Annotated in this window: 20 protein-coding genes; 17 read left to right on the top strand and 3 right to left on the bottom strand. The window is 42.4% G+C overall.

Going from position 1 to position 25,071, the window contains the following annotated elements; genetic code table 11:
* Window positions 1-261: 261 nt before the first annotated feature.
* From aceE to wecC, 4 genes are all read left to right on the top strand, one after another.
* Window positions 262-2,916 carry a pyruvate dehydrogenase (acetyl-transferring), homodimeric type gene (gene aceE / locus BM099_RS18755; RefSeq protein WP_090730564.1) on the top strand — a complete coding sequence of 885 codons (2,655 nt, stop codon included), beginning with the start codon at window positions 262-264 and terminating at the stop codon, window positions 2,914-2,916.
* A gap of 105 nt (window positions 2,917-3,021) precedes the next feature.
* Window positions 3,022-4,998, top strand: a complete 1,977-nt coding sequence (gene aceF, locus BM099_RS18750; RefSeq protein ID WP_090730562.1) for a dihydrolipoyllysine-residue acetyltransferase — start codon at window positions 3,022-3,024, stop codon at window positions 4,996-4,998.
* 218 nt (window positions 4,999-5,216) lie between these two features.
* The gene (wecB, locus tag BM099_RS18745) at window positions 5,217-6,338 is read left to right on the top strand and encodes a non-hydrolyzing UDP-N-acetylglucosamine 2-epimerase (protein WP_090730560.1); all 1,122 of its coding nucleotides are present in this window, start codon (window positions 5,217-5,219) and stop codon (window positions 6,336-6,338) included.
* Between the two features lie 66 nt (window positions 6,339-6,404).
* On the top strand, window positions 6,405-7,658 hold the full coding sequence (wecC, locus tag BM099_RS18740) for a UDP-N-acetyl-D-mannosamine dehydrogenase (protein ID WP_090730558.1): 1,254 nt from the start codon (window positions 6,405-6,407) through the stop codon (window positions 7,656-7,658).
* Window positions 7,659-7,810: 152 nt separating this feature from the next.
* Here wecC and BM099_RS18735 read toward each other — a convergent pair whose 3' ends face one another.
* The 3 genes from BM099_RS18735 to BM099_RS18725 form a co-directional block, all read right to left on the bottom strand.
* On the bottom strand, window positions 7,811-9,154 hold the full coding sequence (locus BM099_RS18735) for a UDP-glucose dehydrogenase family protein (protein WP_090730556.1): 1,344 nt from the start codon (window positions 9,152-9,154) through the stop codon (window positions 7,811-7,813).
* Between the two features lie 77 nt (window positions 9,155-9,231).
* Window positions 9,232-10,455 carry an O-antigen ligase family protein gene (locus tag BM099_RS18730; protein WP_244889960.1) on the bottom strand — a complete coding sequence of 408 codons (1,224 nt, stop codon included), beginning with the start codon at window positions 10,453-10,455 and terminating at the stop codon, window positions 9,232-9,234.
* A 168-nt stretch (window positions 10,456-10,623) separates the two neighbouring features.
* Complete coding sequence (locus tag BM099_RS18725; protein WP_090730552.1) at window positions 10,624-11,157, bottom strand: hypothetical protein; 534 nt, start codon at window positions 11,155-11,157, stop codon at window positions 10,624-10,626.
* 214 nt (window positions 11,158-11,371) lie between these two features.
* Here BM099_RS18725 and BM099_RS18720 point away from each other — a divergent pair, with 214 nt between their 5' ends.
* From BM099_RS18720 to BM099_RS18660, 13 genes are all read left to right on the top strand, one after another.
* On the top strand, window positions 11,372-12,823 hold the full coding sequence (locus BM099_RS18720; RefSeq protein WP_090730549.1) for an undecaprenyl-phosphate glucose phosphotransferase: 1,452 nt from the start codon (window positions 11,372-11,374) through the stop codon (window positions 12,821-12,823).
* A 160-nt stretch (window positions 12,824-12,983) separates the two neighbouring features.
* Window positions 12,984-14,054 carry a dTDP-glucose 4,6-dehydratase gene (rfbB, locus tag BM099_RS18715; protein ID WP_090730547.1) on the top strand — a complete coding sequence of 357 codons (1,071 nt, stop codon included), beginning with the start codon at window positions 12,984-12,986 and terminating at the stop codon, window positions 14,052-14,054.
* A complete protein-coding gene (rfbA, locus tag BM099_RS18710) occupies window positions 14,051-14,935 on the top strand; it encodes a glucose-1-phosphate thymidylyltransferase RfbA (RefSeq protein ID WP_090730545.1) in 885 nt (294 codons plus the stop codon). Before rfbB ends, rfbA begins: the two co-directional genes overlap by 4 nt.
* Window positions 14,928-16,034, top strand: coding sequence for a DegT/DnrJ/EryC1/StrS family aminotransferase (locus BM099_RS18705; protein ID WP_090730543.1), 1,107 nt, complete (start codon window positions 14,928-14,930; stop codon window positions 16,032-16,034). Before rfbA ends, BM099_RS18705 begins: the two co-directional genes overlap by 8 nt.
* Before the next feature lie 4 nt (window positions 16,035-16,038).
* A complete protein-coding gene (locus BM099_RS18700; RefSeq protein ID WP_090730541.1) occupies window positions 16,039-16,608 on the top strand; it encodes an acyltransferase in 570 nt (189 codons plus the stop codon).
* Window positions 16,589-17,752 carry a TDP-N-acetylfucosamine:lipid II N-acetylfucosaminyltransferase family protein gene (locus BM099_RS18695; protein ID WP_177201231.1) on the top strand — a complete coding sequence of 388 codons (1,164 nt, stop codon included), beginning with the start codon at window positions 16,589-16,591 and terminating at the stop codon, window positions 17,750-17,752. Before BM099_RS18700 ends, BM099_RS18695 begins: the two co-directional genes overlap by 20 nt.
* A gap of 1 nt (window position 17,753) precedes the next feature.
* Window positions 17,754-19,205, top strand: coding sequence for a lipopolysaccharide biosynthesis protein (locus tag BM099_RS18690; RefSeq protein WP_090730537.1), 1,452 nt, complete (start codon window positions 17,754-17,756; stop codon window positions 19,203-19,205).
* Window positions 19,206-19,323: 118 nt separating this feature from the next.
* Complete coding sequence (locus BM099_RS18685; RefSeq protein ID WP_090730535.1) at window positions 19,324-20,226, top strand: glycosyltransferase family 2 protein; 903 nt, start codon at window positions 19,324-19,326, stop codon at window positions 20,224-20,226.
* Between the two features lie 27 nt (window positions 20,227-20,253).
* On the top strand, window positions 20,254-21,027 hold the full coding sequence (locus tag BM099_RS18680; protein WP_090730533.1) for a glycosyltransferase family 2 protein: 774 nt from the start codon (window positions 20,254-20,256) through the stop codon (window positions 21,025-21,027).
* 202 nt (window positions 21,028-21,229) lie between these two features.
* On the top strand, window positions 21,230-22,192 hold the full coding sequence (locus BM099_RS18675; protein WP_143083805.1) for a hypothetical protein: 963 nt from the start codon (window positions 21,230-21,232) through the stop codon (window positions 22,190-22,192).
* Window positions 22,189-23,298, top strand: coding sequence for a glycosyltransferase (locus BM099_RS18670; protein WP_090730528.1), 1,110 nt, complete (start codon window positions 22,189-22,191; stop codon window positions 23,296-23,298). Before BM099_RS18675 ends, BM099_RS18670 begins: the two co-directional genes overlap by 4 nt.
* Window positions 23,282-23,851 (top strand): putative colanic acid biosynthesis acetyltransferase, encoded by a 570-nt coding sequence (locus BM099_RS18665; protein ID WP_090730526.1) that lies wholly within the window; start codon window positions 23,282-23,284, stop codon window positions 23,849-23,851. Before BM099_RS18670 ends, BM099_RS18665 begins: the two co-directional genes overlap by 17 nt.
* A complete protein-coding gene (locus BM099_RS18660; protein ID WP_090730524.1) occupies window positions 23,826-25,067 on the top strand; it encodes a WcaI family glycosyltransferase in 1,242 nt (413 codons plus the stop codon). Before BM099_RS18665 ends, BM099_RS18660 begins: the two co-directional genes overlap by 26 nt.
* Window positions 25,068-25,071 lie beyond the last annotated feature (4 nt).

The following is a 25,071-nucleotide window of genomic DNA, read 5'->3' as shown; positions in this document are numbered from 1 at the left end:
GGTTATTTATAGGTCTTTGTCATTAAGTTTTGAGTGTTTTGTAGACAGGTTTTTAAAAATTTTGTAGTATTACTACAAATAAAAAAGAGGAACCAGATACTGCTCGGTAGTTAAATTACAGTACCTCGGTAGTATTGCTCGGTAGTATCAAAAGTTCTCTCAACTAAAAAGCAGGCTCGGTTAGTCCGCCTAACAGATAAAGAAGCCTGATATACAATTACCAAGGGATGAGTGCTTTTAAGCATACGTGGAGAAGGCAACGTGCAACAAATAGATGATATCGACCCAATTGAAACAAATGAATGGCTAGAAGCGCTCGAATCAGTCGCTAAAAATGATGGCGATGATCGTGCGCGTTTCCTATTAGCTCAACTAGGACGCAAAGCGTCAGATATGGGTGTAGAGAGCCGTGGTGCTGTTACTACTCCTTACCGCAATACGATAGCTCCCAGAGATGAAGTCCGCATGCCGGGCGACCTGTTCATGGAACGCCGCATCCGTTCATTCATTCGTTGGAATGCAATGGCAATGGTAATGCGCGCCAATGACAATAAAGAAGGGCTGGGCGGACATATCTCCAGTTTCTCCTCTTCAGCCACGCTTTATGATATTGGCTTTAACTACTTTTTCCGTGGTAATGAAGGTGGACAAGAATCAGATATGGTGTTTTTCCAGGGACATATCTCTCCTGGTATCTATGCACGCGCCTATCTTGAAGGTCGTTTAACCGAAGATCAGCTCGACAACTTCCGTCGTGAAGTCGATGGCAACGGTTTGTCGTCTTATCCACATCCATGGTTAATGCCTGACTTCTGGCAGTTCCCGACCGTTTCTATGGGTCTTGGGCCAATTCAGGCCATCTATCAGGCACACGTCATGCGTTACCTGTCGGCACGTAGTCTGATTGACCGTGCTGACCGTAAAGTATGGGCATTCCTCGGTGACGGTGAGTGTGATGAGCCGGAATCACTCGGTGCTATTGCTCTGGCTGGACGTGAAAGCCTGGAAAACCTGGTCTTCGTTATCAACTGTAACCTGCAGCGCCTTGATGGCCCTGTTCGCGGTAACGGAAAAATTGTTCAGGAACTGGAAGGTGTCTTCCGTGGTGCTGGCTGGAACGTTATTAAATGTTTGTGGGGTCGTCACTGGGATCCACTCTTTGAAAAAGATGTTAACGGTCTGCTGCAAAAACGTATGGATGAAGTCTGCGATGGTGAGCTGCAGAACTTTAAAGCCAACGGCGGCGCATACACGCGTGAGCATTTCTTTGGTAAATATCCTGAACTGTTAGAAATGGTTAAGGACATGTCTGACGACGAGATCATGAACCTCAACCGAGGTGGTCACGATCCGTACAAAGTCTATGCCGCCTACCATGCTGCAATGAGCAACACTGGCCGTCCAACGGTTATCCTTGCGCAAACCGTAAAAGGTTACGGCACAGGTAAATCCGGCGAAGCGAAAAACGATACTCACTCGCTGAAGAAAGTGGCGATTGATGATCTGAAAGATTTCCGTGATCGTTTCACCATCCCGTTGGATGATGATCAACTGAAAGACGTGCCTTATTACCGTCCGTCAGCTGATTCAGCCGAAATGAAGTACATGTTTGAGCGCCGCGAAAAACTCGGCGGTTTCTATCCGGTACGTCGCAGCCAGGTGCAAACACTCGAAACACCGGCGTTGGAGGCTTTCTCTAACAACCTCAAAGGCAGTGGTGAGCGTGAGCTATCAACGCAGATGTCGTTGAACCGCGTACTCAATACACTGGTGAAAGACAAAAATATCGGCGACCGTGTCGTGCCGATCATTCCGGATGAAGCACGTACCTTTGGTATGGAAGGGATGTTCCGTCAGTTAGGTATCTACACCTCTGTCGGCCAGCGCTATGTACCGCATGATAGCGACCAGATCATGTTCTACAAAGAGTCTAAAACTGGCCAGATTCTGGAAGAAGGTATCAACGAAGCCGGCGCTATGTCTGCCTGGATTGCCTGTGCAACCTCCTATGCAAACAACAACTGCCCGGTGATTCCGTTCTATATTTTCTACTCAATGTTCGGCTTCCAGCGCGTCATGGATCTGATCTGGGCTGCCGGCGATATGCAGGCACGCGGATTCCTCATCGGAGCGACAGCAGGGCGAACCACACTTAACGGTGAAGGTCTGCAGCATCAGGATGGCCACAGCCACTTGATGGCACAGATGGTGCCGAACTGTGTCTCTTACGATCCGACCTATGGTTACGAACTAACCGTTATTGTTCAGGATGGTTTAGAGCGTATGTACGGAAAAGGTGAAAACCGTTTCTACTACATCACCACTATGAACGAAAACTACAGCCACCCGGAAATGCCGGTCGGTGCAGAAGCAGGCATCATCAAAGGTATGTATCTGCTTAATGAAGGCAAAGACGCTGAACTAAAAGTTCAGTTGATGGGTTGCGGTACTATCTTGCGCGAAGTGGAAGCAGCGGCTGTTATCCTGCGCGAAGAGTTCGGTATCGAGTCAGATATCTGGAGCACCACATCGATCAACGAATTGCGTCGTGATGCGATGAGCGTTGAACGTCATAACATGCTGCATCCGGAAGCACAGCCTAAAGTGGCTTACGTGACTGAGTGTCTGCAAGATCGTCAGGGTCCTGTCATTTCCGCAACCGATTACATGCGCATGTATGCTGATCAGCTGCGTGAATACATTCCGGCACGTTACAAAGTGTTGGGTACAGACGGTTTTGGTCGTTCTGATACGCGTACTAAACTGCGTGAGTTCTTCGAAGTAAACCGTTACTACGTGACTATCGCAGCACTCAAAGCACTGCAGGAAGATGGCAAGCTAGAAGCTTCTGTCGTCGCTAAAGCCATGCAGAAATTCAATCTCAACCCAGAGAAACCAGCGCCCTGGACTGTATAGATTCTTATATACAAGTCTTAGAAACTGCCTGAGCGTCAGCTCAGGCATGCTGATTTTAAAAGTTGAATTGAACGCATTGGCGAATAACGAATAGAGGACATTATCGTGAGCATAATCACAATTACAGTTCCAGATTTAAGCGGCGCAGAAGACGTAGATGTTATCGAAGTGCTGGTTAAGGCCGGCGACGTAGTCGCAGAAGGCGATAGCCTGATAGCCCTGGAAACTGATAAAGCATCGATGGAAGTACCGGCAGAACAAGCAGGCACCGTCGTAGAAGTAACGATTAAAGAAGGCGATACCTGCAACGAAGGTGACGTGATTCTGACATTGGAAACAGGCGCGGCAGCCGCAGCAGCTCCAGCAGCAGCGCCCGCTCCGGTAGCGGCAGCACCTGCACCCGCAGCGGCCGCCGCAGCACCGGCTCCGGCGGCAACAGCTGCTTCAAGTGTCGAGCAGGTATTAGTGCCTGACCTCAGTGGTGCAACCGATGTCGATGTTATCGAAGTCATGGTTAAAGTCGGTGACGTAATCGAAGAAGGCGATAGCCTGATCGCGCTGGAAACTGACAAAGCATCAATGGAAGTACCTGCCCCGATGGGTGGTAAGGTCGTTGAAGTTAAAATTACAGAAGGCAGCACCTGTAACGAAGGCGACCTGCTGATTATGTTGGAAGTAGGTGGCGGTGCAGCTTCTGCCGCAGCGGCCCCGGCATCACAGCCAGCAGCCGCCGCTCCAGCAGCCGCCGCTCCAGCAGCGGCAGCTCCTGCACCTGCACCTGCAGCAGCCGGCGGTATTGAAAACGTACTCGTACCAGACCTGAGTGGCGCAACCGATGTTGACGTTATTGAAGTGATGGTAAAAGCGGGCGACGTGATTCAGGAAGGCGACAGCCTGATCGCACTGGAAACCGATAAAGCGTCAATGGAAGTACCGGCGCCTAAAGGCGGTACGGTTAAAGAAGTACTGATCAAAGAAGGCAGCACCTGTAACGAAGGTGATGTGTTGTTGGTGTTGGAAGTAGCGGGCAGTGCGCCTGTTGCTGCACCAGCAGCGGCAGCAGCGGCAGCACCTGCGGCACCTGCTAAAGCAGCAGCTCCTGCAGCCGCAGCGGCCCCTGCAGCCAGCGCTGTTAGCCAGGTTGAACTTGAAAAGAAAAATCGCACAGTGAATGCCGGGCCGGCAGTACGTGCAACCGCACGTGAGTACGGTGTTGATTTGAGCGACGTTAAGGGCACAGGCCGTAATGGTCGTATCCTTAAAGAAGATGTTCAGGCATATGTGAAAAATGCACTGGTTCAGCTGAAAGCAAAACCAGCCGCAGCCGCTGGTGTCACCGGTGGATCAGGTATTCCTGCTATTCCTGCGGTTGATTTCAGTAAGTTTGGTGAGATCGAAAAAGTCGCACTGAGCAAAATCGGTAAATTGACCGCAGCCAATATGTCGCGCTGCTGGTTGAATATCCCGCACGTCACGCAGTTTGACGATGCAGATATCACCGAGCTGGAAGCGTTCCGTAAAGAGATGAAAGAAGATGCACTCAAAGCAGGTGTTAAATTAACGCCGCTGCCTTTCATGATCAAAGCGGTCGCTAAAGCCTTAGCAGAGAATCCAAAATTCAATGCATCACTGGATGCAGACGGTGAACACATCGTCTACAAAAAATACATCAACATCGGTTTGGCAGTTGATACGCCAAATGGATTGATGGTACCCGTGATCAAAGATGCGGATAAAAAATCAATCTATGAGCTGTCTTTAGAAGCAAACGAACTGGCGGGTAAAGCAAAAAATCGCAAACTCAAGCCAAACGAAATGCAAGGCGCATGCTTCACGATCTCTAGCTTGGGTGGTATTGGCGGAACGGGCTTTACGCCAATCGTCAACGCACCTGAAGTCGGTATTCTGGGTGTGTCTAAAGCAGATATCAGACCACGCTGGAACGGTAAAGAGTTCGAACCACGTATGATGTTGCCATTGTGCTTATCCTACGATCACCGCGCTATTAATGGCGGCGATGCAGGTCGATTCCTAACCTACCTCAACAGCTTACTCAGCGACATCCGCCGCTTAACGCTGTAAAGCGTAAATTTTTAGCAAGTCCCTTGGCTTAGCTTTATAGGGTTCCGAAAGGAACCCTATTTTTTTGTCTGCGATTTAAAAAATACATAGCTATAATGACGTATAAAACCAAGGGTTCCTCACAGCACCTTGCAACAGATTATCGAAAAAGTTAATTTAGCCATGGCTGACATAAGAACGATAAGGCTTAATGACTCAACAGAGAGATTAAGGATAATATGAAAAAAATTCTCACGGTATTTGGTACGCGTCCGGAAGCGATTAAAATGGCGCCCTTAGTCAAAGCACTGGCGCAGGAATCTCAATTTGAAAGCCGTGTCTGTGTCACCGCTCAGCATCGCGAGATGCTCGATCAAGTCTTAGAGCTGTTTGAAATTACCCCCGATTACGATCTCAACATTATGCAGCCCGGCCAGGATCTTTTTGATGTGACATCGCGCATCTTGTTAGGTATTCGCGAAGTATTACGTGAGTTTAAGCCGGATATCGTCTTAGTGCATGGCGACACCAGCACCACCTTTTCTACGGCATTGGCGGCATTTTACGAGCAGATACCCGTAGGGCATATCGAAGCAGGATTACGTACCGGTGATATCACGTCACCGTGGCCAGAAGAAGCCAACCGTAAGCTAACGGCGACGCTGACTAAATGGCATTTTGCACCGACGCAGTTGTCGTATCAGAACTTAATCGATGAGAAAGTCTCGAAAGAGTATGTCTCTATTACCGGTAACACCGTCATCGATGCGCTGCATTGGGTCGTGGATAAAATCAATAGCGACAGCACCCTGGAATCCACTTTATCATCGCGTTTTCCTTTCCTCGATGAGAGTAAAAAACCCATTCTGGTTACAGGCCATCGGCGTGAATCCTTTGGCGGCGGTTTTGAGCGTATCTGTGAAGCGTTAGTCGATATCGCTAAGCGTTACCCAGAATCACAAATCGTTTATCCGGTGCATTTAAACCCGAATGTGCAAGAACCGGTTAACCGCTTGTTAAAAGATGTCGATAATATCTATCTGATCGACCCGCAAGACTACCTGCCCTTTGTTTACCTGATGAACCGTAGCTATCTGATCCTGACCGACTCCGGCGGTATTCAGGAAGAAGCACCTTCGCTGGGCAAACCGGTGCTGGTGATGCGCGATAACACCGAGCGACCAGAAGCGGTCGATGCCGGCACCGTCGAGCTGGTGGGTACAGATTATGCGCGAATAGTGGCGGGTGTGGTTGAGCTGATGGAGTCACAAACAAAATATGATTCCATGGCGCGCGCCATAAACCCCTACGGCGACGGCACCGCATGCCAGAAAATCGTCGCAACGCTGAAGCAGCACTAATTATAAAAGCTAATCAAAAGTTATTAATTAAATCCAGTTAATAACTTTCCTAAAGGTATTAAAACAATGAGTTTTGAAACAGTATCGGTTATCGGATTAGGTTATATCGGATTACCCACCGCTGCGATTATTGCGTCGCGTGGCATAAAAGTGATTGGTGTCGACGTCGTGCAATCCGCGGTAGATACTATTAATGCGGGTAAAATCCATATTGTAGAACCGGATCTGGATATCGTCGTACGCAGTGTCGTTACCACCGGTAACTTACGCGCCACCATCACGCCAGAGCCGGCCGATGTCTTCATGATTGCCGTACCTACGCCGTTTCTTGAAAGTGACGATGGCCGCCACCAACCTGATCTGTCTTATATCGAATCAGCGGTTAAGCGTATCGCGCCGGTATTAGCAAAAGGTAACCTGGTGGTGCTGGAATCGACCTCGCCGGTCGGTACAACCGAAAAAATGGCCGCCTGGCTGGCCGAAGCGCGCCCTGATTTAACCTTCCCGCAGGATAAAGGCAGTGCCGCCGATATTAAAGTCGCACATTGCCCGGAGCGAGTGCTGCCAGGTTACGTATTACAAGAGCTGGTTTCTAACGACCGTGTCATTGGTGGTATGTCAAAAGCCTGTAGCGACCTCGCTGTAGAGCTGTATCAAACCTTTGTTCGCGGTGAATGTATCGTTACCAATGCACGTACCGCCGAAATGGCCAAACTGACCGAAAACTCCTTCCGCGATGTCAATATTGCCTTCGCTAACGAGCTGTCGGTGATTTGCGATAAGCTAAAAATCAATGTCTGGGAGCTGGTCAAGCTGGCGAATCGCCATCCGCGTGTGAATATTCTCAATCCCGGCCCGGGTGTCGGCGGTCACTGTATCGCCGTAGACCCGTGGTTTATCGTCGATAGCTGCCCGGAAGAAGCAAAAATAATCAGACAGGCGCGTTTAACCAACGATGCAAAACCGCAGTATGTGATTAATCAGATCGCAAAAGCGGCGGATGAGTTCAAGCGTCCGGTGATTGCCTGCTTAGGCTTAGCCTTTAAAGCCGATATCGATGACCTGCGCGAAAGTCCGGCACTGCACATAGTAGAAGACTTAGTGAAGCGTAATATTGGCGAGATCATCGCGGTAGAGCCAAACATCAACAAGCTGCCGGCAACACTGGTCGACTCGGGTATCGAATTGTCGAGTCTGGAAAGTGCGCTGGATAAAGCCAATGTGATCGTGATTTTGGTTGATCACAAAGAGTTTAAAGCAGCGGATAAAACCCAGTTCGCCACAAAAGTGGTGATTGATACGCGTGGGATTATTGGTTAAGTCGTTTTACAGACGCTTGTAGCTGAAATATAAAGAAGATTGATAGCATCTGGAAAGTAGAAATAAAAGGGGCTTCAAATTAGTGTGAAGCCCCTTTTTTATGCTTTTAACTCAATGTATCGAATTAAGTGCTTTAAGTTGAATGCTTCTACCTAAAGAGAGTCTTGCAATGAATCACCACGACCAACCGCGTAATACATTAGCCCGGCTTTTTTAACATCTTCAGGGTTATACAGGTTACGACCATCAACAATCACAGGGAAATTCAGTTTGGCCTTTAACCAGCTAAAATCAACCGCCCTAAACGCTTTCCACTCAGTACAAATTACCAGTGCATCCGCGCCTTCAGCGGCGATTTCACGTGTGCCGACCAGGCTTAAATCATCACGCTTGCCGTAAATACGGTGCGTTTCATTCATCGCTTCAGGGTCGTAAGCAACAACCTTTGCACCGGCTGCCCACAGTGACTCCATCAAAACGCGACTAGGCGCCGCGCGCATATCGTCAGTATTTGGCTTAAACGACAAACCCCATATGGCAATCGTTTTGCCCGCTAAATCGCCATCAAAAGCGCGTTCCAGTTTAGTGAACAATGTCTCTTTCTGGCGGTAGTTAACCGCTTCAACCGCTTTTAGCAGTTGGGCATCGTAGCCGACAGAATCAGCAGTACGCGCCAGCGCCTGAACATCTTTAGGGAAGCAGGAACCGCCATAACCACAGCCAGGGTAGATAAACTGATAACCAATACGCGGGTCAGAACCAATCCCTAAGCGCACCTGTTCAACATCCACATTCAAATGTTCGGCCAGCTGCGACATCTCATTCATAAAGCTGATTTTGGTCGCCAGCATGGCATTAGCTGCATACTTTGTCAGTTCGGCAGCACGTACATCCATAAAAATAAGTTTGTCGTGGTTACGATTGTATGGGCCATAACACTCGTGCATTAACTCGCGTACTTTTTCAGAATCAGTCCCAACAACAATACGCGAAGGCTTAGTAAAGTCTTCAATCGCGGCGCCTTCTTTCAAAAACTCGGGGTTAGAGCAGACTGCGTACTCAGTTTTGCAGCCACGCGCTGCCAGCACGCCAGCAATAGCAGTATTTACTTTATCGGCTGTACCCACCGGGACGGTGGACTTATCAATGATCACTTTAAAGCCGTCCATGTATTGACCAATTGTTTTGGCAACAGCCAGAACGTATTGCAGATCAGCAGAACCATCTTCGTCGGGTGGCGTACCCACAGCGATAAATTGCAGCGTACCGTGTTTAACAGCGGCTTCGGCATCGGTCGTAAAGTTAAGGCGACCTTCTTTATGATTGCGAGTCACCATCGGCTCAAGGCCCGGTTCATAAATCGGGATAATGCCGTTTTTAAGCCCTTCAACCTTGGCTTCATCAATATCGACACACAAGACATCGTGACCAACATCGGCTAAGCATGTACCCGTTACCAAGCCTACATAGCCTGTACCAAACACCGTAACCTTCATGAAAAGATCCTTTTCCTAATGAATAATAAAGAGATAAATAAAAAAAATAATTGGAGAGGATTATACCTAAAAAGAGTTTAAAAGTGCGCCGCTTGACTATCTTTGTCGTAGTGAGTGGTGGGCACTAATTTTTTTGGAACCGGCTGGTGATAAAACGAAATCCAACCCAGTGCCAACACCAGCATAAAAGAAGCCGCATTGGCAGGAATTTGTAAATTAAAATCTACCGTTGCATGCATACCCATAGCAATCATCGACATCAGACAACCAAAAGAAAGCCCGCGCATTAGAGGGTTGCGGCGCGTCCATTGGGCCTTCAAAGCGACTAAAAAAGAAAGGATGATCGCCAGCAGTAGTGGGATAAAACCGATCAGCCCGCGTTCTGTTAAAAATTCCAGATAATCATTATGCGCATGATCATAAAACAGCCGGATATCTGCTTCGCGGTATTCAGGAAAAGCAGTATAAAAAGTGCCACTGCCACTACCCAGTAAAAGGTTGTTGCTCATTAAGGTAAGGCTATAGTGATCAACCTCATCGCGTGTTTCTCTCTGGCTGGAGGTGTTTTCCAGGCGGTCGACCACCTTCTCAATACCAAAAAAAGTCCCGACAATAAAAATATCTATAATAATCAGGCTGCTCAGCAGGATAAGTGTGGATCGGGATGCATGCTTGCTGAGTAATAAAGCCAGTACACCCGTAATCATCATCGCCGCAAAAAAGGAAGTGTTGCCCATGCGCGAGTGCGTCAGTACCAGCCCAATCACCATCATCACTAATGCAAGACGTAATAATATTTTCTGGCTTAGCAGTGCGGTTATCCAGCGTCGCAAACGGTTACGCCAATTTCCTGAAGGTGTAAGGTTAAGCAAGGCAATCATCATGCCTAATCCCATAGACAAGCAGATGACCAGATAACCCGCCAGATGGTTACGGTTAATAAAGGTGCCGGTAGCGACACCCAGATAAGTATCTTTAGGGAGTAAAAAGCTGGATTCGATCCCGCTCAGCGTCATCAAGCTGCCATAGGTAGCTTGAAAGAGCCCGCTAATCACTAAGGTATAAATGGTCCAGCGAATGCGTAAGCTACTGTTAATCAGCAATAAGGCCAGCACTAAAAAGCCGATCAAGCCCCAGCCCAAAACAAACTGCTGTAGTGTGCTGTTTACATCAATTGACAGTGCGAAGGAAGGAATAGCTTGTAGTCCAACCCATAGATTAGACAGTATAAACAACAGTAACAGAGGCCAGGATTTGCGAAACGTGCGTGTAATGGTTGTCTGCTGTTTCAAAAATAGCACACACCAGAACGCCAGGAGACCTAGGGTGACAATAATAAAAAAAGAGGTTGCCCACGTCCTATTGCTACCTAAGGGTAGCGGAAGCCAAACTATTAAGCCCAAAAAGACGTAAAAGAGTGACTTGTCACTGGATTGTGTTGTCAATGGGGAGGACAAAGCGACGAGTGTTTAATTTGGACTGGCAACACCGCCACCGCCATCATCTTCTCCAAAAGTTAACGGAGTAGGCAGGCTGGTTTGGCCGGGTGCCGCAACCAACGGAGCAATCGGGTTACCTGCAGCCGCAGCTTCGAGTAATGCGGTCGGATCTTGTCCTGCCTCAATCGCAGAAGCTAATAGCTCATCTTCCGGCATACCGAGTTCCTTCATTTTGGTATAAATCTCTGGTGCTTTATCCGGTGCGCATTGCATCGCCGAAGTTACCACAGTAGACGCAGTCAATCCGCTATTGACAGCAAATTCAGCAAGGTTAGCGGCGTTCTCGGGGTCAAGGGTAACGGCTGTACATACAGCCTCTGGGCCTAGGCCGCTTTGTGATTTGATAACGGAGCCAAGAATATTCTCGATCGTATCACCTGCTTCCACCGCATTGTTGAAGATTATTGCCATCGGTTGTTCGCTTGCAAGGTCAGTCGAAATATCAGCCAAGACAGTAGTAAAGGGCAGTATTCCTGCCAAAACACATAACAGTAATCTGCGCATCGTATGCCCCATGCAATATAGACATTAAAATAAGATAGAATCCTACCAATCTTGTTACTTATATGCAAAGAAAAAACAGATCAAATTTTGAACAGTTTTTATGTAAATTCCTTGTTAATAGTAAGACTCTGAATTAGAATATTTCGCGGCGCAACAAAGGGAGTTGGAGTTGTTTTGTTGTGCTAATACTGGAAGTATAAAAAAGGATACTACGATGGAGCTTGGCCTGGAGAGCAATAAATTATCATCGTCCCCAATGGGGCGGCAACGTCGTCTACTAAGAAATCACGAAACACTAATGTTCTGGGCACAGTTGTTTGCTGATGTTTTCATTGTGATTGGCTCGTTAGGCTTACTCACCTATTGGAATATGCAGGAAATTCCGCCGTACTATCGTTTTCTCGCTATTATTATCGTACTAGCCTTGTTTGCAATCTATTCTGCCAGGGGCGTATATCGGCGTTCATCCAGCCTCTGGCGCCTAACGGGCCGCTTAACCATCGCCTGGTCTTTGTTGCTTTTCCTCTTGCTGTGTCTGGGCTTTATCACCAAAACCACTGACATGTTCTCTCGGCAGGTTTTATTAATATGGGCACCAACAGCTCTGGGGTTGCAGCTAGTTAACCATCTTTGCTTAAATAAACTGATCAAACATTATCACGCGCAACTCTCGCAGCAGCTGCCTGTGATTATTGTAGGCGCTGGTAATATTGCTCAGCACTTAGTTAATAGTTTAACGCAAAACCGTTGGCTACCAGACCGTGTCATGGGGATCGTAGTCGCCAATAACGATCAGCTTGATCCTACCAGCTCCGAAACATTACCCTCGCCCGTGTTAGGGGTGGTGGCTAACCTACGAACGATTATAAAACAGCATGGTATTAGGCGTATCTATATTGCACTGCCGTTGGCTGCATCAGAACAGATCGAGAGCTTGCATATAGACCTGCTGGATATGAATGTAGATGTTATCTGGGCACCGGATATATTTGCCCTTAATCTACTTAACCATTCAGTCAGGGAGGTGGCAGGTGTACCGCTTATCTCATTAAACGAAAGCCCGCTAACCTCATCACGCGTGTCGATTGTGATTAAAGGCATCATGGATAGAGTGTTGGCTTTAGCCGGTCTGCTGATGTTGTCGCCATTATTCATAGCTATCGCTATCCTGGTTAAACGCTCATCACCTGGTCCTGTCTTCTTTAAGCAGCAACGCCATGGCTTTGATGGGAAGCTGATAGAGATTTATAAATTCCGTAGTATGAAACTGCACAATGATGCAGAAATAGTAAAGCAAGCGACTAAAGAAGACCCGCGTGTTACTAAAATAGGTAAGTTCATCCGTAAAAGCTCCATCGATGAATTACCTCAGCTGTTCAATGTACTCAATGGCACGATGTCGTTGGTCGGGCCGCGCCCGCATGCCGTATCGCACAACGATTATTACTCGGACAAAATAAATGCCTACTTGGCACGGCACAGAATTAAACCCGGCATTACCGGTTTAGCGCAAATTAAAGGCTACCGCGGTGAAACAGAAACGCTGGAGAAAATGCAAAAGCGTGTCGAATTGGATTTGGCGTATATCAATAACTGGTCTTTAAGTCTTGATATTAAGATTTTGATTAAGACGCCTTTTAGTCTTATCTCGAAAAATATTTATTAGTTTTGATTTGGGTAATCGTGCAGCTCGGAGTGGCTGTGGCGGCTGTTATGTAAATGAAATTTCAAAATAGGTGAACTGTGTTTTTTGCTAATCGTAATTTGTTAAATCATTTGGTATTGAAATTGAAGGGCAGTATTTACAACGTTATGGACATTCCAGTATGAAAATTCTGATTACAGGTGGCGCAGGTTTTATCGGTTCAGCGGTCATTCGCCATGTCATAGAGAATACTCAGGATAGAATAGTCAACCTTGATAAACTTACCTATGCGGGCAATTTAGAGTCTTTAGCTGATGTCAGTGACAGTGCGCGCTATTCATTCGAGCAGGTTGATATTTGCAATCGTTCCGAGCTTGATCGGGTATTTAACAAGCACAATCCTGATGTGGTAATGCACTTAGCTGCAGAGAGCCATGTGGATCGTTCTATCGATGGGCCAGCTATTTTTATAGAAACCAATATTGTAGGTACTTATACGTTATTGGAAGCTTCGCGCAGCTATTGGAGTAGTTTAGCCGCAGAGAAAAAGGCAGCGTTTCGTTTTCATCATATTTCTACAGATGAGGTATATGGTGACCTGGAGGGTCCCGAAGATTTATTTACTGAAGAAACACCTTATGCACCAAGCTCACCCTATTCAGCCAGCAAGGCAAGCTCAGATCACCTAGTAAGAGCGTGGTTTCGTAGTTACGGGTTGCCTGTATTAATAACAAATTGCTCTAATAACTACGGTCCATACCATTTCCCGGAAAAGCTAATACCGCTAATGATTCTTAATGCTTTAGAGGGGAAGCCTTTACCTGTTTATGGAAACGGTACACAAATACGTGATTGGCTATATGTAGAGGATCATGCCCGCGCACTTTATACAGTTATCACCAAAGGATATGTAGGCGAAACTTACAATATCGGCGGGCATAACGAAAAACAAAATATAGATGTTGTGCATACTTTATGTGAACTACTCGAAGAGTACGTGCCGAATAAACCAGAAGGAATTAATTTTTATAAAGACTTAATAACTTTTGTGGCTGATCGTCCTGGGCATGATGTCCGCTATGCAATCGATGCAATAAAAATAGAAAAAGAATTAAATTGGGTACCAAAAGAAACCTTCGATACCGGAATGCGCAAGACAGTTCAATGGTATCTGAGCAATGAGAGTTGGTGGAATCGTGTTTTGAATGGTTCGTATAGTAGAGAAAGATTAGGTATAGAGGGAAAGAAATGAAAGGCATTGTTTTAGCGGGCGGTAGTGGTTCACGTCTTTTCCCAATAACCATGGGGGTATCAAAGCAGCTATTACCAATATACGACAAACCAATGATCTATTACCCGTTGTCAGTACTGATGCTTGCAGGTATTCGTGATATTTTAATCATTACGACACCTGAAGATAAAGCTGGCTTCGAACGTTTATTAAATGATGGGAGTCAAATGGGTATCAATTTGACGTATGCGGTGCAGCCAAGCCCTGATGGTTTAGCACAGGCTTTTATTATAGGTGAAGATTTTATAGGTCAGGATGATGTGTGTTTAGTCCTTGGTGATAATGTTTTTTATGGTCAGGGGTTTACCCCAAAGTTGAATAAGGCTGTTGAGCGAGCAAAACAAAAACAAGGCGCCACTGTTTTTGGTTATCAAGTAAAAGATCCTGAGCGCTTTGGTGTCGTCGACTTCGACGATAATATGAGAGCCCTTTCAATTGAAGAAAAACCTAAACAGCCGAAGTCTAATTATGCAGTAACAGGGTTGTACTTTTACGATAATGAAGTTATTCAAATCGCAAAAGATGTAAAACCATCTGATCGCGGCGAGTTAGAGATCACCTGTGTGAATAATGCTTATTTGGAACGCGGTAGTTTAAATGTGGAGTTATTGGGACGAGGCTTTGCGTGGCTTGATACTGGTACACATGAAAGTTTGTTGGAAGCGGCACAATTTGTGGAAACCCTGGAGAAACGACAGGGTTATAAAATTGCTTGTTTGGAAGAAATTGCTTTTAGTCATGGATGGCTTACAGAAAAAGATTTGGCTTATTCAGGTGAGTTAATGAGTAAAAATAGTTATGGGCAGTATATCTTGTCACTTTTGAGGAAAAAACATGAGTAACAAGCCGGTTTTTGTGACTCAGCCTTATTTGCCTCCGTTGGAGGAGTTTATTCCCTATCTTGAAAAGATTTGGGATAATAAGATTCTGACCAATGGTGGCCCTTATCATCAAGAGCTAGAGAAGGCGCTCTGTGAATATTTAGGCGTAGAACATATCGCCTTGTTTGCGAATGGCACTTTAGCGCTAGTCTCGGCTTTGCAAGCGTTGCGGGTGACAGGTGAAGTGATTACTACTCCATATTCGTTTGTAGCCACGGCACACTCCCTCCTTTGGAATGGTATAAAACCTGTTTTCGTCGATATCGATCCCAGTACTTTTAATTTAAAAGCAGAAAAAATTGAGGCCGCAATCACTCCACAGACTACCGCAATCCTTCCAGTGCATTGTTATGGATATCCCTGCGACACGGACCGGATACAGCAGATCGCTGATTCCTATGGGCTCAAGGTGATTTACGATGCCGCTCATGCTTTTGGTGTGAAAGATCAGGGTGGTAGTATTCTACGCCATGGAGATTTATCAATTTTGAGTTTTCATGCTACGAAGGTGTTTAACACTTTTGAAGGAGGGGCAATCATCTGTCCTGATTCGAAGACTAAACAGCGGATCGATTATCTCAAAAATTTTGGTATTGCGGATGAAACAACTGTTGTTGCACCGGGCATAAACGGCAAAATGAGCGAAATTCATGCTGCATTTGGGCTGTTACAATTGCAGCATATTGACAGGGTTTTTTCCCGCCGGCAGGAGATAGACGAAATTTATCGCGAACAGCTCAAGGATGTGAAAGGAATTCACATCGCTGAGAAATCAGAGGAAGTTAGCGCCAACTATTCATATTTTCCTATTCTGATCGAAGCAGAGTATCCTCTAAGCCGTGACGAACTGTACCAAAGACTGAAAGATAACAATATTTTTGCGCGTCGTTACTTTTACCCCCTGATTACTGAGTTTCCTATGTACAGAGGGTTACCATCATCACAGCGCAGTGGCCTTCCTGTGGCGAGTGAAATTGCAGGCAAAGTTCTTTGTCTACCTATATATCCAGATATTAGTAACAATGAGCTAAGTCGAATAATAGCCGCACTAAAGGTGTAGTAAAATGGCGTTATTGAGTCGTGAACAAATTGATGAAATGGGTTTTGGTAAAGTCGGTGAAAATGCTCGTCTTTCCAGTAAAGCATCCTATTATAATTGTTCAAATATCGTCATTGGTGACAATGTGCGTATTGATGATTTCTCGGTAATTTCTGCTGGCGAAGGGGGTATTGAAATTGGGAACTATATCCATATAGCTGTCTATAGCTCATTAATAGGCGCTGGAAAAATTACTCTACTTGATTTTTGCAATATTTCTTCAAAGGTTGCAATTTATAGCAGCAATGATGATTACAGCGGAGCAAGCATGACTAATCCCATGGTGCCTGCAGAATTTACTAATGTCAGTCATTCAGATGTCATTATCGGTAGGCATGTGATTATTGGTGCAGGCTCTGTTGTACTTCCAGGTACGACTCTTGAGCAGGGTGTGGCAATTGGTGCGTTGAGTCTGGTTTCAAAAAATTGCAGTGAATTTGGCGTTTACTCAGGCGTACCAGCCAAAAGAATAAAAGCAAGAAGCAGAGATCTATTAGAGTTAGAGAAAAGATTTATTGAAAAGGGAAGCGATTAATCGAATGAGAATACTTCACCTAGCAAATGATGAAAAGTTTATTGATCAAGCGATAAGTTCTTTCGAGCGGGCTGCGCCAGGGAAAAATGATTTGTATGTCTGCGGAAAAAAACCACTAAAATTTATCAAGTCCCCAGCTAAAACTATTTCAGGGATACCGGTATTAACGGGCAGTATTTCAAGCGAGCTTTCAGGATATAATATTGTAATAATACACTCACTCAATCCTGTTTGGTTTAAAGTCATTAGTAAGCTATCCAAAGATGCTATTTTAGTTTGGCTTGGTTGGGGGTACGATTATTATGATCTGATATATGACTCAAAAGATAAAATGACTCTTGCTTTGACGCGAAAATACATAAAAAAAGTGAATTCTGGACAGTATGACTTTGTAAAAAAAATTAAAAGTTTAATAAAAAAAATTTTATTAAATCCTGTAGATAAGTTAAAAGTAATTGAAAGAATAAATTACTTTTCACCAGTACTGTCTAGTGAATATGATATCGTAAAAAATAAATGTTCATTAAAAAAATTTCCTGAAAATATGATATGGAACTATGGGAATCTAGAGGATGACTTGGTTAGCGGTTTTGAAAACTCGCAAGTGAGTGGGGATTCGGTATTGGTTGGAAATAGTGCGTTTGCTGAAAATAATCATATGGAGGCATTTGATCTATTGTCTAAACTAAAGATCAATAATCAAAAAGTGATTGCGCCACTGAGTTATGGGGATAATGAATATAGAGATTTTGTTTTAGGCAAAGGGGTGGAGTTATTTGGTGATTATTTTGAACCGCTTACTGACTTTATGCCGATAAATGAGTACGTCAAAATATTAAAATCATGTGGTTTTGTTGTTATGAATCATATTAGGCAGCAGGCCGTGGGCAATATAGTTATAATGCTTTATTTGGGTGCTAAAGTTTTTTTACGTGCAGAATCACCAACATATACTTTTTTTATTCAGCAAGGTGCTGTTATTTTTTCGGTTCAAGATTTGGAAAAAAAACCTGAACTACTGAAAGTGAGGCTTGATTCAAAAAGTATGACTATAAATCGCAAAGTTGTCGAAAAGAACTGGTCAAGAGAAGCTTCTGATAAAAAAACGATTAACTTATTAAACAAAGTTTGCGAACCTACATAGAATGAATATTAGAACAATTAGTAGTTTTGCTATTGGGCCAATTGGTGCCGCCGCATTAGGTTTTATCACGTTGCCCATCGTTACTTGGTTCTACTCAACTGAAGATGTTGGCCGAATAGCAATGCTATACGTAATGTCAAACTTTTGTGTAATGCTATTCAGTTTGGGGTTGGATCAGGCCTATGTGCGCGAATACCATATAACAATGGGGAAGGGGAAATCGGCGTTACTAAAAGCCACTTTGTTGCCAGGACTGATTTTGCTGGCTGTGGCTTTAATCATATGCTTAGTTAAACCTGGTTTTATTTCCAAAGCACTGTTTGCTGTAGATAGTGTCTTGATAAGCTTGCTTGTGGCTATCTGTTTCCTAGCCACTTTTATCTCGCGTTTTCTGTCACTCATCCTTCGGATGCAGGAAAAAGGCTTGGCTTACTCTATGAGCCAGATATTGCCAAAAATTTTGTTTGTATTGGTTATTGGAACTTATGTTCTATTTTCGTTTGGCTTTGATCTGTTTCACTTAGTAATCGCACATACGATTTCGATTTTGGTTGTTACCCTTATCTATGCATGGAACACGCGTATAGAATGGCTAGCTGCTTGTAAATCCCAAGTGGATATACAAAACTTAAAAGTCATGATTCGTTTTGGTGCCCCGCTGGTTTTGGGCGGTGCCGCATTTTGGGGACTAACAGCTATAGATAAATTATTTTTACGCAGCTACTCTTCCTTCGAGCAATTGGGTATCTATTCTGTTTCAGTTAGCTTTGCCGCTGCAGCGTCTATTTTTCAGAGTGTGTTTTCAACTGTATGGGCACCAATTGTTTATAAATGGGCCCATAGTGGCGAGGGGCTGGATAAAGTAGAGAAGGTCACTCAGTATGTGTTGCTGTGTGTATTGCTCCTGTTTTGCTTTGTTGGTGCATTTTCATGGATAGTTGATTTCATTTTGCCAGAATCATATTCCAGTGTGAAATATATTGTAGTCTCCTGTTTGGGCTATCCTTTGTTATATACAATGTCAGAAACGACTGTTATCGGTATTCACATCTCAAGAAAGACATTTTATTCTATGGTCGCGTGCATTGTCGCTTTTGCTTTCAACGTACTGGGTAATATGCTTTTAATTCCGCATTTTGGTGCTGCCGGCGCTGCCGTATCTACCAGCATGGCCTTTTTGTTGTTTTTATTACTGCGTACAGAGTTCTCTGTAAAGTTATGGAGGCCGATACCTCGAAGAAAAATTTATTTATTTACATTTCTAATGGTTGTTATAGCCTTGATTACTACATTATATGGTGAGCAAATTGGCTATATCCTTCATTTAATTTGGTTTGGGTTACTTCTAATCGTTCTATTGAGCTTTAAAAAGGAAGTGGTAGAAACAATTGGCTGGTGTCGTGCTTTGAGTGGTGGCGAAAACCGAACTGTGTTAAGTGATATTAAACAATAATTCTAAAGGCGCTGTCTAATTTAAAGATTGTATCCAGATAGTATGATTTGTCCCAGTAAGTGGCTGCTATCTCATAAATAATGTCTATTATAAATACTTAAGTTAAGGTGGTCGAAATATGGGTTCTATTGTTTCAGTAATTATACCAACACACAATAGATTAGATATGTTAGAGGAAGCTATTGAAAGTGTTTTAATGCAGACAAGGATGCCAGATGAAGTGATTGTTATAAATGATCATATAGACACAGATATACAAGTGCGTGATTTAGTAGCAAATTATTCAAATGTCAGATATTTAAAAAATTTTGAAACGCCAGGGGCTAACCAATCTAGAAATTTAGGGATTAGTGAAAGTGTTGGCGATTATGTTGCTTTTCTTGATGATGATGACTTTTGGTGTGATGAATATCTGTTTGAACAGTTAAAAACTATTGAAGTACATAAAGTAGATTTGGTCTACTCAGATTATGTAGAGTTTTGGGATGGCTTGGATAGGAAGATTACAATATTGGTTCAAACGAATGAAGCACCAGATGACTTAAATAACAAAATGTCCCAGGGCTTGTTTTGTCCAGAAACTACTAGTGCGGTTGTCGTTAAAACATCTGCCATTAAAGAAGTAGGTTGTTTTGATATCGAGTTAGAAAGTTTTCAAGATTGGGATTTATGGTATCGGCTTTCAAAAAAAATAAAATTCAAAAGAACTAAAGGGTGCTTGGTGAATTTTAGGCAACACGATGGAATAAGAACATCTGTGACATATAGTAAGAGACTTAAGGGGCTTAATCAGGTACTAGAAAAATGGAACGGCGAGTTGGGCACTGAATTTGAAAGCATCTATACCAGTGGTTGTTATTATTCAAATGCGAAGAGAAAAATGATGTTTGGTGATTGGCGTGGCAGTTTTGCTGGTTTGGGGAAAGTTTGTTTTTTTAGAAGTGCTATTGGTATGAAAATGTTTTTTGAAATTATATATAAAAACGTTAAGTATAACCTGATTAGAATTCGAATTACTTAGTATTTAATTTTTTTTAAGAGGGTATTTATGTCTCTAAGTAAGCCATTTGTTTCAATTGTAATTGCCACATATAATGCAGCTTCAACTCTAAAGCGCGCGATTGATAGTGTTGCTTCTCAAAAGTTTGAATATATAGAGTTGATAATTATTGATGGTGGTTCCACTGATGAAACCGCTAGTATTGTAAATAATAAATCTAAAGGTATAGTCGATTATTTTGTTTCAGAACCTGATAGTGGCATACATGAAGCATGGAATAAGGGAGTAAAAGCTAGCAATGGAGAATGGATTTATTTTTTAGGCGCAGATGATTGTCTAAAAGATGAAAATGTTATTCAAAGATTTTATAATGAGCAAAAAAATAAAACTGGCAAGTTGTTTTATGCCACAGTGCAGATGAAAGATAAAGAATGGTTGGATCTTGATTTGGTAGGTAAACCTTGGGGTGAAGTGAATCAAATATTCGCTACTGCTGAAAATTGTGTGCCCCATCAGTCCGTATTTCATCATATTGAGCTTTTTAATAAATATGGTTTTTTTGATCAAAGTTTAAAAATTGCAGGTGATTATGATTTTTTATTTAGATGTTATATTAATGGAATTGTTCCTCAGTTTATAGAAGATTTTATTGTTGCTGACATGCAGGATGGTGGTGTTTCTAATGATAAGCGTTCACGATTAACTACGTACCGTGAGTTTGGCTTTGTGCGTAAGAAGTATGGTGCACGTGTTTACACTCGTCGTTATATTGTTTTACTTCTAAAAGGTTACTTTTGGTTGGTTTTCCCTCGTGTTATTTGATCGATTAAGCCTTTCGTATGTGCTTCTGTTTTTTTTACCATTTATCCAGCTTGGATTGACTTTTTACTTGTCGTTTCAAATACTTATATTTATAATTATTTTAATATATGTGTTTTTTTATGTACCATTTTTGAATGTTGTATTTAACTTTTTTTTGGTTTTTTTTCTGTTGTTTTTAAAGTACTTTGTTGATTTTGATATATTGTCAATTGATGATCTTCTTGTAACCTCTAGAGAGGCGTTATGTTTTCTTGTCATTCTGCTTTTACTTCAAGCACCATCTTTCTATCTTGATGATTTTCAAGCTTCTAAACTAAAATATTTTTTTGTTTTATTTGTCGCTTTAAGTTTTTTTGTTGTTTTATTTCAGTTTTTATTGATTCCATATGGTGTTTATATTGGTTTTCCAGTCGATTATTTTGTTTTCAATATAAATACATATGCAAGTATAGAAAAAGCTCTTTTTTATAATACTACAGTAAGACCTGCTGGTTTTTATGGCGAACCTTCGTATATGGGATTCGTCTTAATAACATTGGTTGTTTCTTATTTTTATTTGTATAAGAATTATAGTTTTGTTTTTTTAAAACGTGACTTTTTGTTTTTTATTTTTATTTTTATTTTATTTTATTTGATAAAGTCTAGTGCTGCATTATTTTCACTTATAATTTTATTTTTCTTTATGTTTGGAGGGCGTTTTTACAGGTATTGGTTTGTCTGGGTGGCGTGCTTTTTTTTGTTTTTTCTGTTTGGTGATTATTTTTTTGACCGGATTGTTAATGCTTCTGATGATTACTCTTTTTTTATTCGGTTTAGTTTGCCCGTTGAGATGATAAATGAGCTTGTGTTCTATGAAGGTAATTATTTTGGAGTGGCTAATACTATATCTGATAATTACTTTTATGCAGTAGGAGTTTCCGGCCTTGATAATGCATTTTACAATTTAGTTATTAGGTATGGTTTTTTATCAATTTTTATAGTTTTCTATTTGTTGTTTGCTTTTTATAAGCATGCTGGTTATCTTGGTGTGGTGTATATGATCTTAGTTTTTAACTTTAATGGTTCGGTTTTTTCATATGATAAGGTGGTTGTTTTGAGTATTTTTATTTTAATATCCTCGATGAAGCCTATGTTGTACAGCCCTCTTAAAAGGGGTGTGAAATGATAGTTTATAATTTTATTCGTTCTATGGATCCATGTAATGGTGGTACAGTTACAGCGTGTTCTATTTATAATGAAGCTTTCAAATCTTTAGGTTTAGATTCTCATATTGTGTCAATTTCCGATCATGAAGAAAATGAAAATGTTTATTCTTTGGCTGAAAATGTTAGCAGTGTGTATGGGTTTTCAATAAAGGCTTTAATTTGTTGCTTTAAAAAAATTAATCACAAATCTATAATCGTGGTACATGGTCTCTGGCAGTTTCATGGATTTCTAGCATTATTACTTTCATATTTTAAAAAAGCGAATGTTATTGTCGTTCCTCACGGTATGGGGGGGGCGTATTTTGACCAATTTAAACTAAAGAAGTTAAAAAAATATGTGTATTGGTTTTTTGTAGAGCGTTTACTTATTAAAAAAGCTTCATGTATTATTTATATGGGGGAGGGGGAGAAAAATTTTTGTTCTGATCTTTTGGCAGGTGCCTTTTCAGGTAAAGAACTTATTATTCGTCCTTATCTTAATAAAGTCGATACTTTATCAGAAAATTTTTCTGGGTTAGCTGGCTTAGATAGTGATTTTTTTAATATCTTATTCATTGGACGAGATGACCCAATTAAAGGTTTGTCTGGTTTCCTTCATGAGTTGAGTGTTATCGACGAAAGTTGCGATTTTGATATTTGTTTAAATATTATAGGCCCTTTTAGTAAGAAAACTATAGCGGGTTACCTACGAGATTTTAAAAATATCAAAATAAATTTTTTTGGTGCTATATACAGCATTGATAAATATAATATTATAAAAAATTCTGATTGTGTTGTTGTGCCTAGTAAATATGAAAGTTTTAGCTTAGTTGCACTCGAATCTTTAATGATGAACACACCAGTTATAGTTTCAAATAATGTTGGTATTACCTATGATTTACCTATGTGTGCAGGAGTACTTATTTATCATGATGACAATGAATTGTTAGATCATCTAAGGCATGTATATGCAAGTGATATAAAGGAATTTGATAGTGGGCAAGTCTTGGAATTGTTTACTAAAGACAATTTTCTTTCTTCTTTGAAATTAATGTTGAGTGATGTTAGTTATGTTTCAAAACCTTGAAAAATTTACAGTTCCGCACGGATTTAGAGGTAGAAATATTTTTACTGTTCAACTTTGGTGGTTTGTTAGTTCGCTTCTTTTTGCTTGTTCTCCTCAGTTTATGTACCGTTGGCGTGTTTTTATTTTAAAATGTTTTGGTGCAAGTATAGGGGATAATGTGATAATTCGTCCCTCGGTTAAAATTACGTACCCATGGAAACTTACGATTGGTGATAATTCGTGGATTGGTGACGATGTTGAGTTATATACTTTGGGTGAAATAATAATTGGTTCAAATTCAGTTGTGTCACAACGTAGTTATTTATCAACAGGTAGTCATGATTATCAATCAGATACATTCGATATTTTTGCTAAGCCAATTATAATTAAAGATGAGGTATGGATTGCCACCGATGTATTTATAGCGCCTGCTGTTACTATTGGTAAAGGTTGTGTTGTTGGTGCACGTAGTTCAGTTTACCAAGATATGCCTGCGGGGATGATCTGTTACGGATATCCAGCAAAACCCATTAAACCAAGGATTGGGAATGAAGTTCCTACTTTACAGCCTTAACTACGCCCCTGAGTTAACGGGTATTGGCAAATATAATGGTGAACTGGCAATTGATTTGGTTGCCCGTGGAATTAAGACTGACATTATAACAGGGGCGCCCTACTATCCGGAGTGGGCTGTGCATAAAGGCTTTAAGAATGCTTACACGGCTACGTTGAGCGAAAACAGTGTAAATATTTATCGTTGTCCCTTGTATGTGCCTGCAGAAGTGACCACCGTAAAGCGCTTGTTTCATTTGTCATCATTTGCAATTTCTTCCGGCGTGCGATTATTTAGCTTATGGCGTACTAAGCCCGATGTACTCTTATTAGTGCAACCAACTTTGTTTTGTGCACCAATTGCCTTGATTTTTTGTAAGCTCACTGGCGCTAAATCAATAATGCATATTCAAGACTTCGAAGTTGATGCCATGTTTGGTTTGGGCATGGGAGGCGCACGTAAATTTAAACGCTTTGCGTGTGCTGTTGAATCTTGGATATTAAAGCGCTTTGATGTCGTCTCTTCCATTTCGTACAGTATGTTAGAGAATGCACGTTTAAAAGGTGTTGCAGAAGATCGATTAATGTTTTTCCCTAATTGGGCAGACACCAACTTTGTCACGCCCGATAATGATGGAAGCGCACTGAAAAAAGAGTGGGGCTTTAATCAAGATGACAAGATTGTTCTGTATGCGGGGAATATTGGTAAAAAACAAGGTTTAGAGATTGTATTATCCGCAGCGCAGGCAATGCAATCACGGAGCGATGTACATTTTATGTTAGTCGGCTCGGGTGCGCATTGTGATGATTTGCAGGCAGATGCAGCAGAACGTAAATTAACCAATGTGCATTTTAAGCCGTTACAGCCGTGGGCGCGTGTGCCCGAAATGCTGGCCTTAGCTGATATTCATTTGGTGGTGCAAAAGAAGGGGGCGGCTGATGCGGTGTTGCCTTCTAAACTGACCAATATTTTATCGTCAGGTGGGCATGCGTTGGTGACAGCAGAGTCACATACCGAGCTAGGCGTCATTGCTGAACGCTTCCCCGGTATTTATACTTGTGTCGAACCCGAAGATGAGCAGTTGTTTACGGTTGCACTCCAGCAGCTTCTAAATAATGATCTCCGCTCGACTAATCAAATAGCACGCGATTATGCGCTTGAATATCTATCCAAAGAAACAGTACTGTCGCGTTTTGAACAAGACTTACAACAATTATGTGGCCGCGAGGCAAAATAGGACT

The organism is Neptunomonas qingdaonensis, from assembly GCF_900113275.1.
GTDB classification, from domain to species: Bacteria; Pseudomonadota; Gammaproteobacteria; order Pseudomonadales; family Balneatricaceae; genus Neptunomonas; species Neptunomonas qingdaonensis.
This window is presented reverse-complemented; position numbering and strand designations above follow the sequence as displayed.

Excerpts from the sequence above, each read along its gene's own strand:
- BM099_RS18700 (WP_090730541.1), top strand. The coding sequence starts at position 16,039 with ATGGCGTTATTGAGTCGTGAACAAATTGATGAAATGGGTTTTGGTAAA.
- wecB (WP_090730560.1), top strand. The coding sequence starts at position 5,217 with ATGAAAAAAATTCTCACGGTATTTGGTACGCGTCCGGAAGCGATTAAA.
- BM099_RS18665 (WP_090730526.1), top strand. The coding sequence starts at position 23,282 with ATGTTTCAAAACCTTGAAAAATTTACAGTTCCGCACGGATTTAGAGGT.
- rfbB (WP_090730547.1), top strand. The coding sequence starts at position 12,984 with ATGAAAATTCTGATTACAGGTGGCGCAGGTTTTATCGGTTCAGCGGTC.
- rfbA (WP_090730545.1), top strand. The coding sequence starts at position 14,051 with ATGAAAGGCATTGTTTTAGCGGGCGGTAGTGGTTCACGTCTTTTCCCA.
- BM099_RS18735 (WP_090730556.1), bottom strand. The coding sequence starts at position 9,154 with ATGAAGGTTACGGTGTTTGGTACAGGCTATGTAGGCTTGGTAACGGGT.
- BM099_RS18690 (WP_090730537.1), top strand. The coding sequence starts at position 17,754 with ATGAATATTAGAACAATTAGTAGTTTTGCTATTGGGCCAATTGGTGCC.
- BM099_RS18685 (WP_090730535.1), top strand. The coding sequence starts at position 19,324 with ATGGGTTCTATTGTTTCAGTAATTATACCAACACACAATAGATTAGAT.
- BM099_RS18670 (WP_090730528.1), top strand. The coding sequence starts at position 22,189 with ATGATAGTTTATAATTTTATTCGTTCTATGGATCCATGTAATGGTGGT.
- BM099_RS18680 (WP_090730533.1), top strand. The coding sequence starts at position 20,254 with ATGTCTCTAAGTAAGCCATTTGTTTCAATTGTAATTGCCACATATAAT.
- BM099_RS18705 (WP_090730543.1), top strand. The coding sequence starts at position 14,928 with ATGAGTAACAAGCCGGTTTTTGTGACTCAGCCTTATTTGCCTCCGTTG.
- wecC (WP_090730558.1), top strand. The coding sequence starts at position 6,405 with ATGAGTTTTGAAACAGTATCGGTTATCGGATTAGGTTATATCGGATTA.
- BM099_RS18660 (WP_090730524.1), top strand. The coding sequence starts at position 23,826 with ATGAAGTTCCTACTTTACAGCCTTAACTACGCCCCTGAGTTAACGGGT.
- BM099_RS18725 (WP_090730552.1), bottom strand. The coding sequence starts at position 11,157 with ATGCGCAGATTACTGTTATGTGTTTTGGCAGGAATACTGCCCTTTACT.
- BM099_RS18720 (WP_090730549.1), top strand. The coding sequence starts at position 11,372 with ATGGAGCTTGGCCTGGAGAGCAATAAATTATCATCGTCCCCAATGGGG.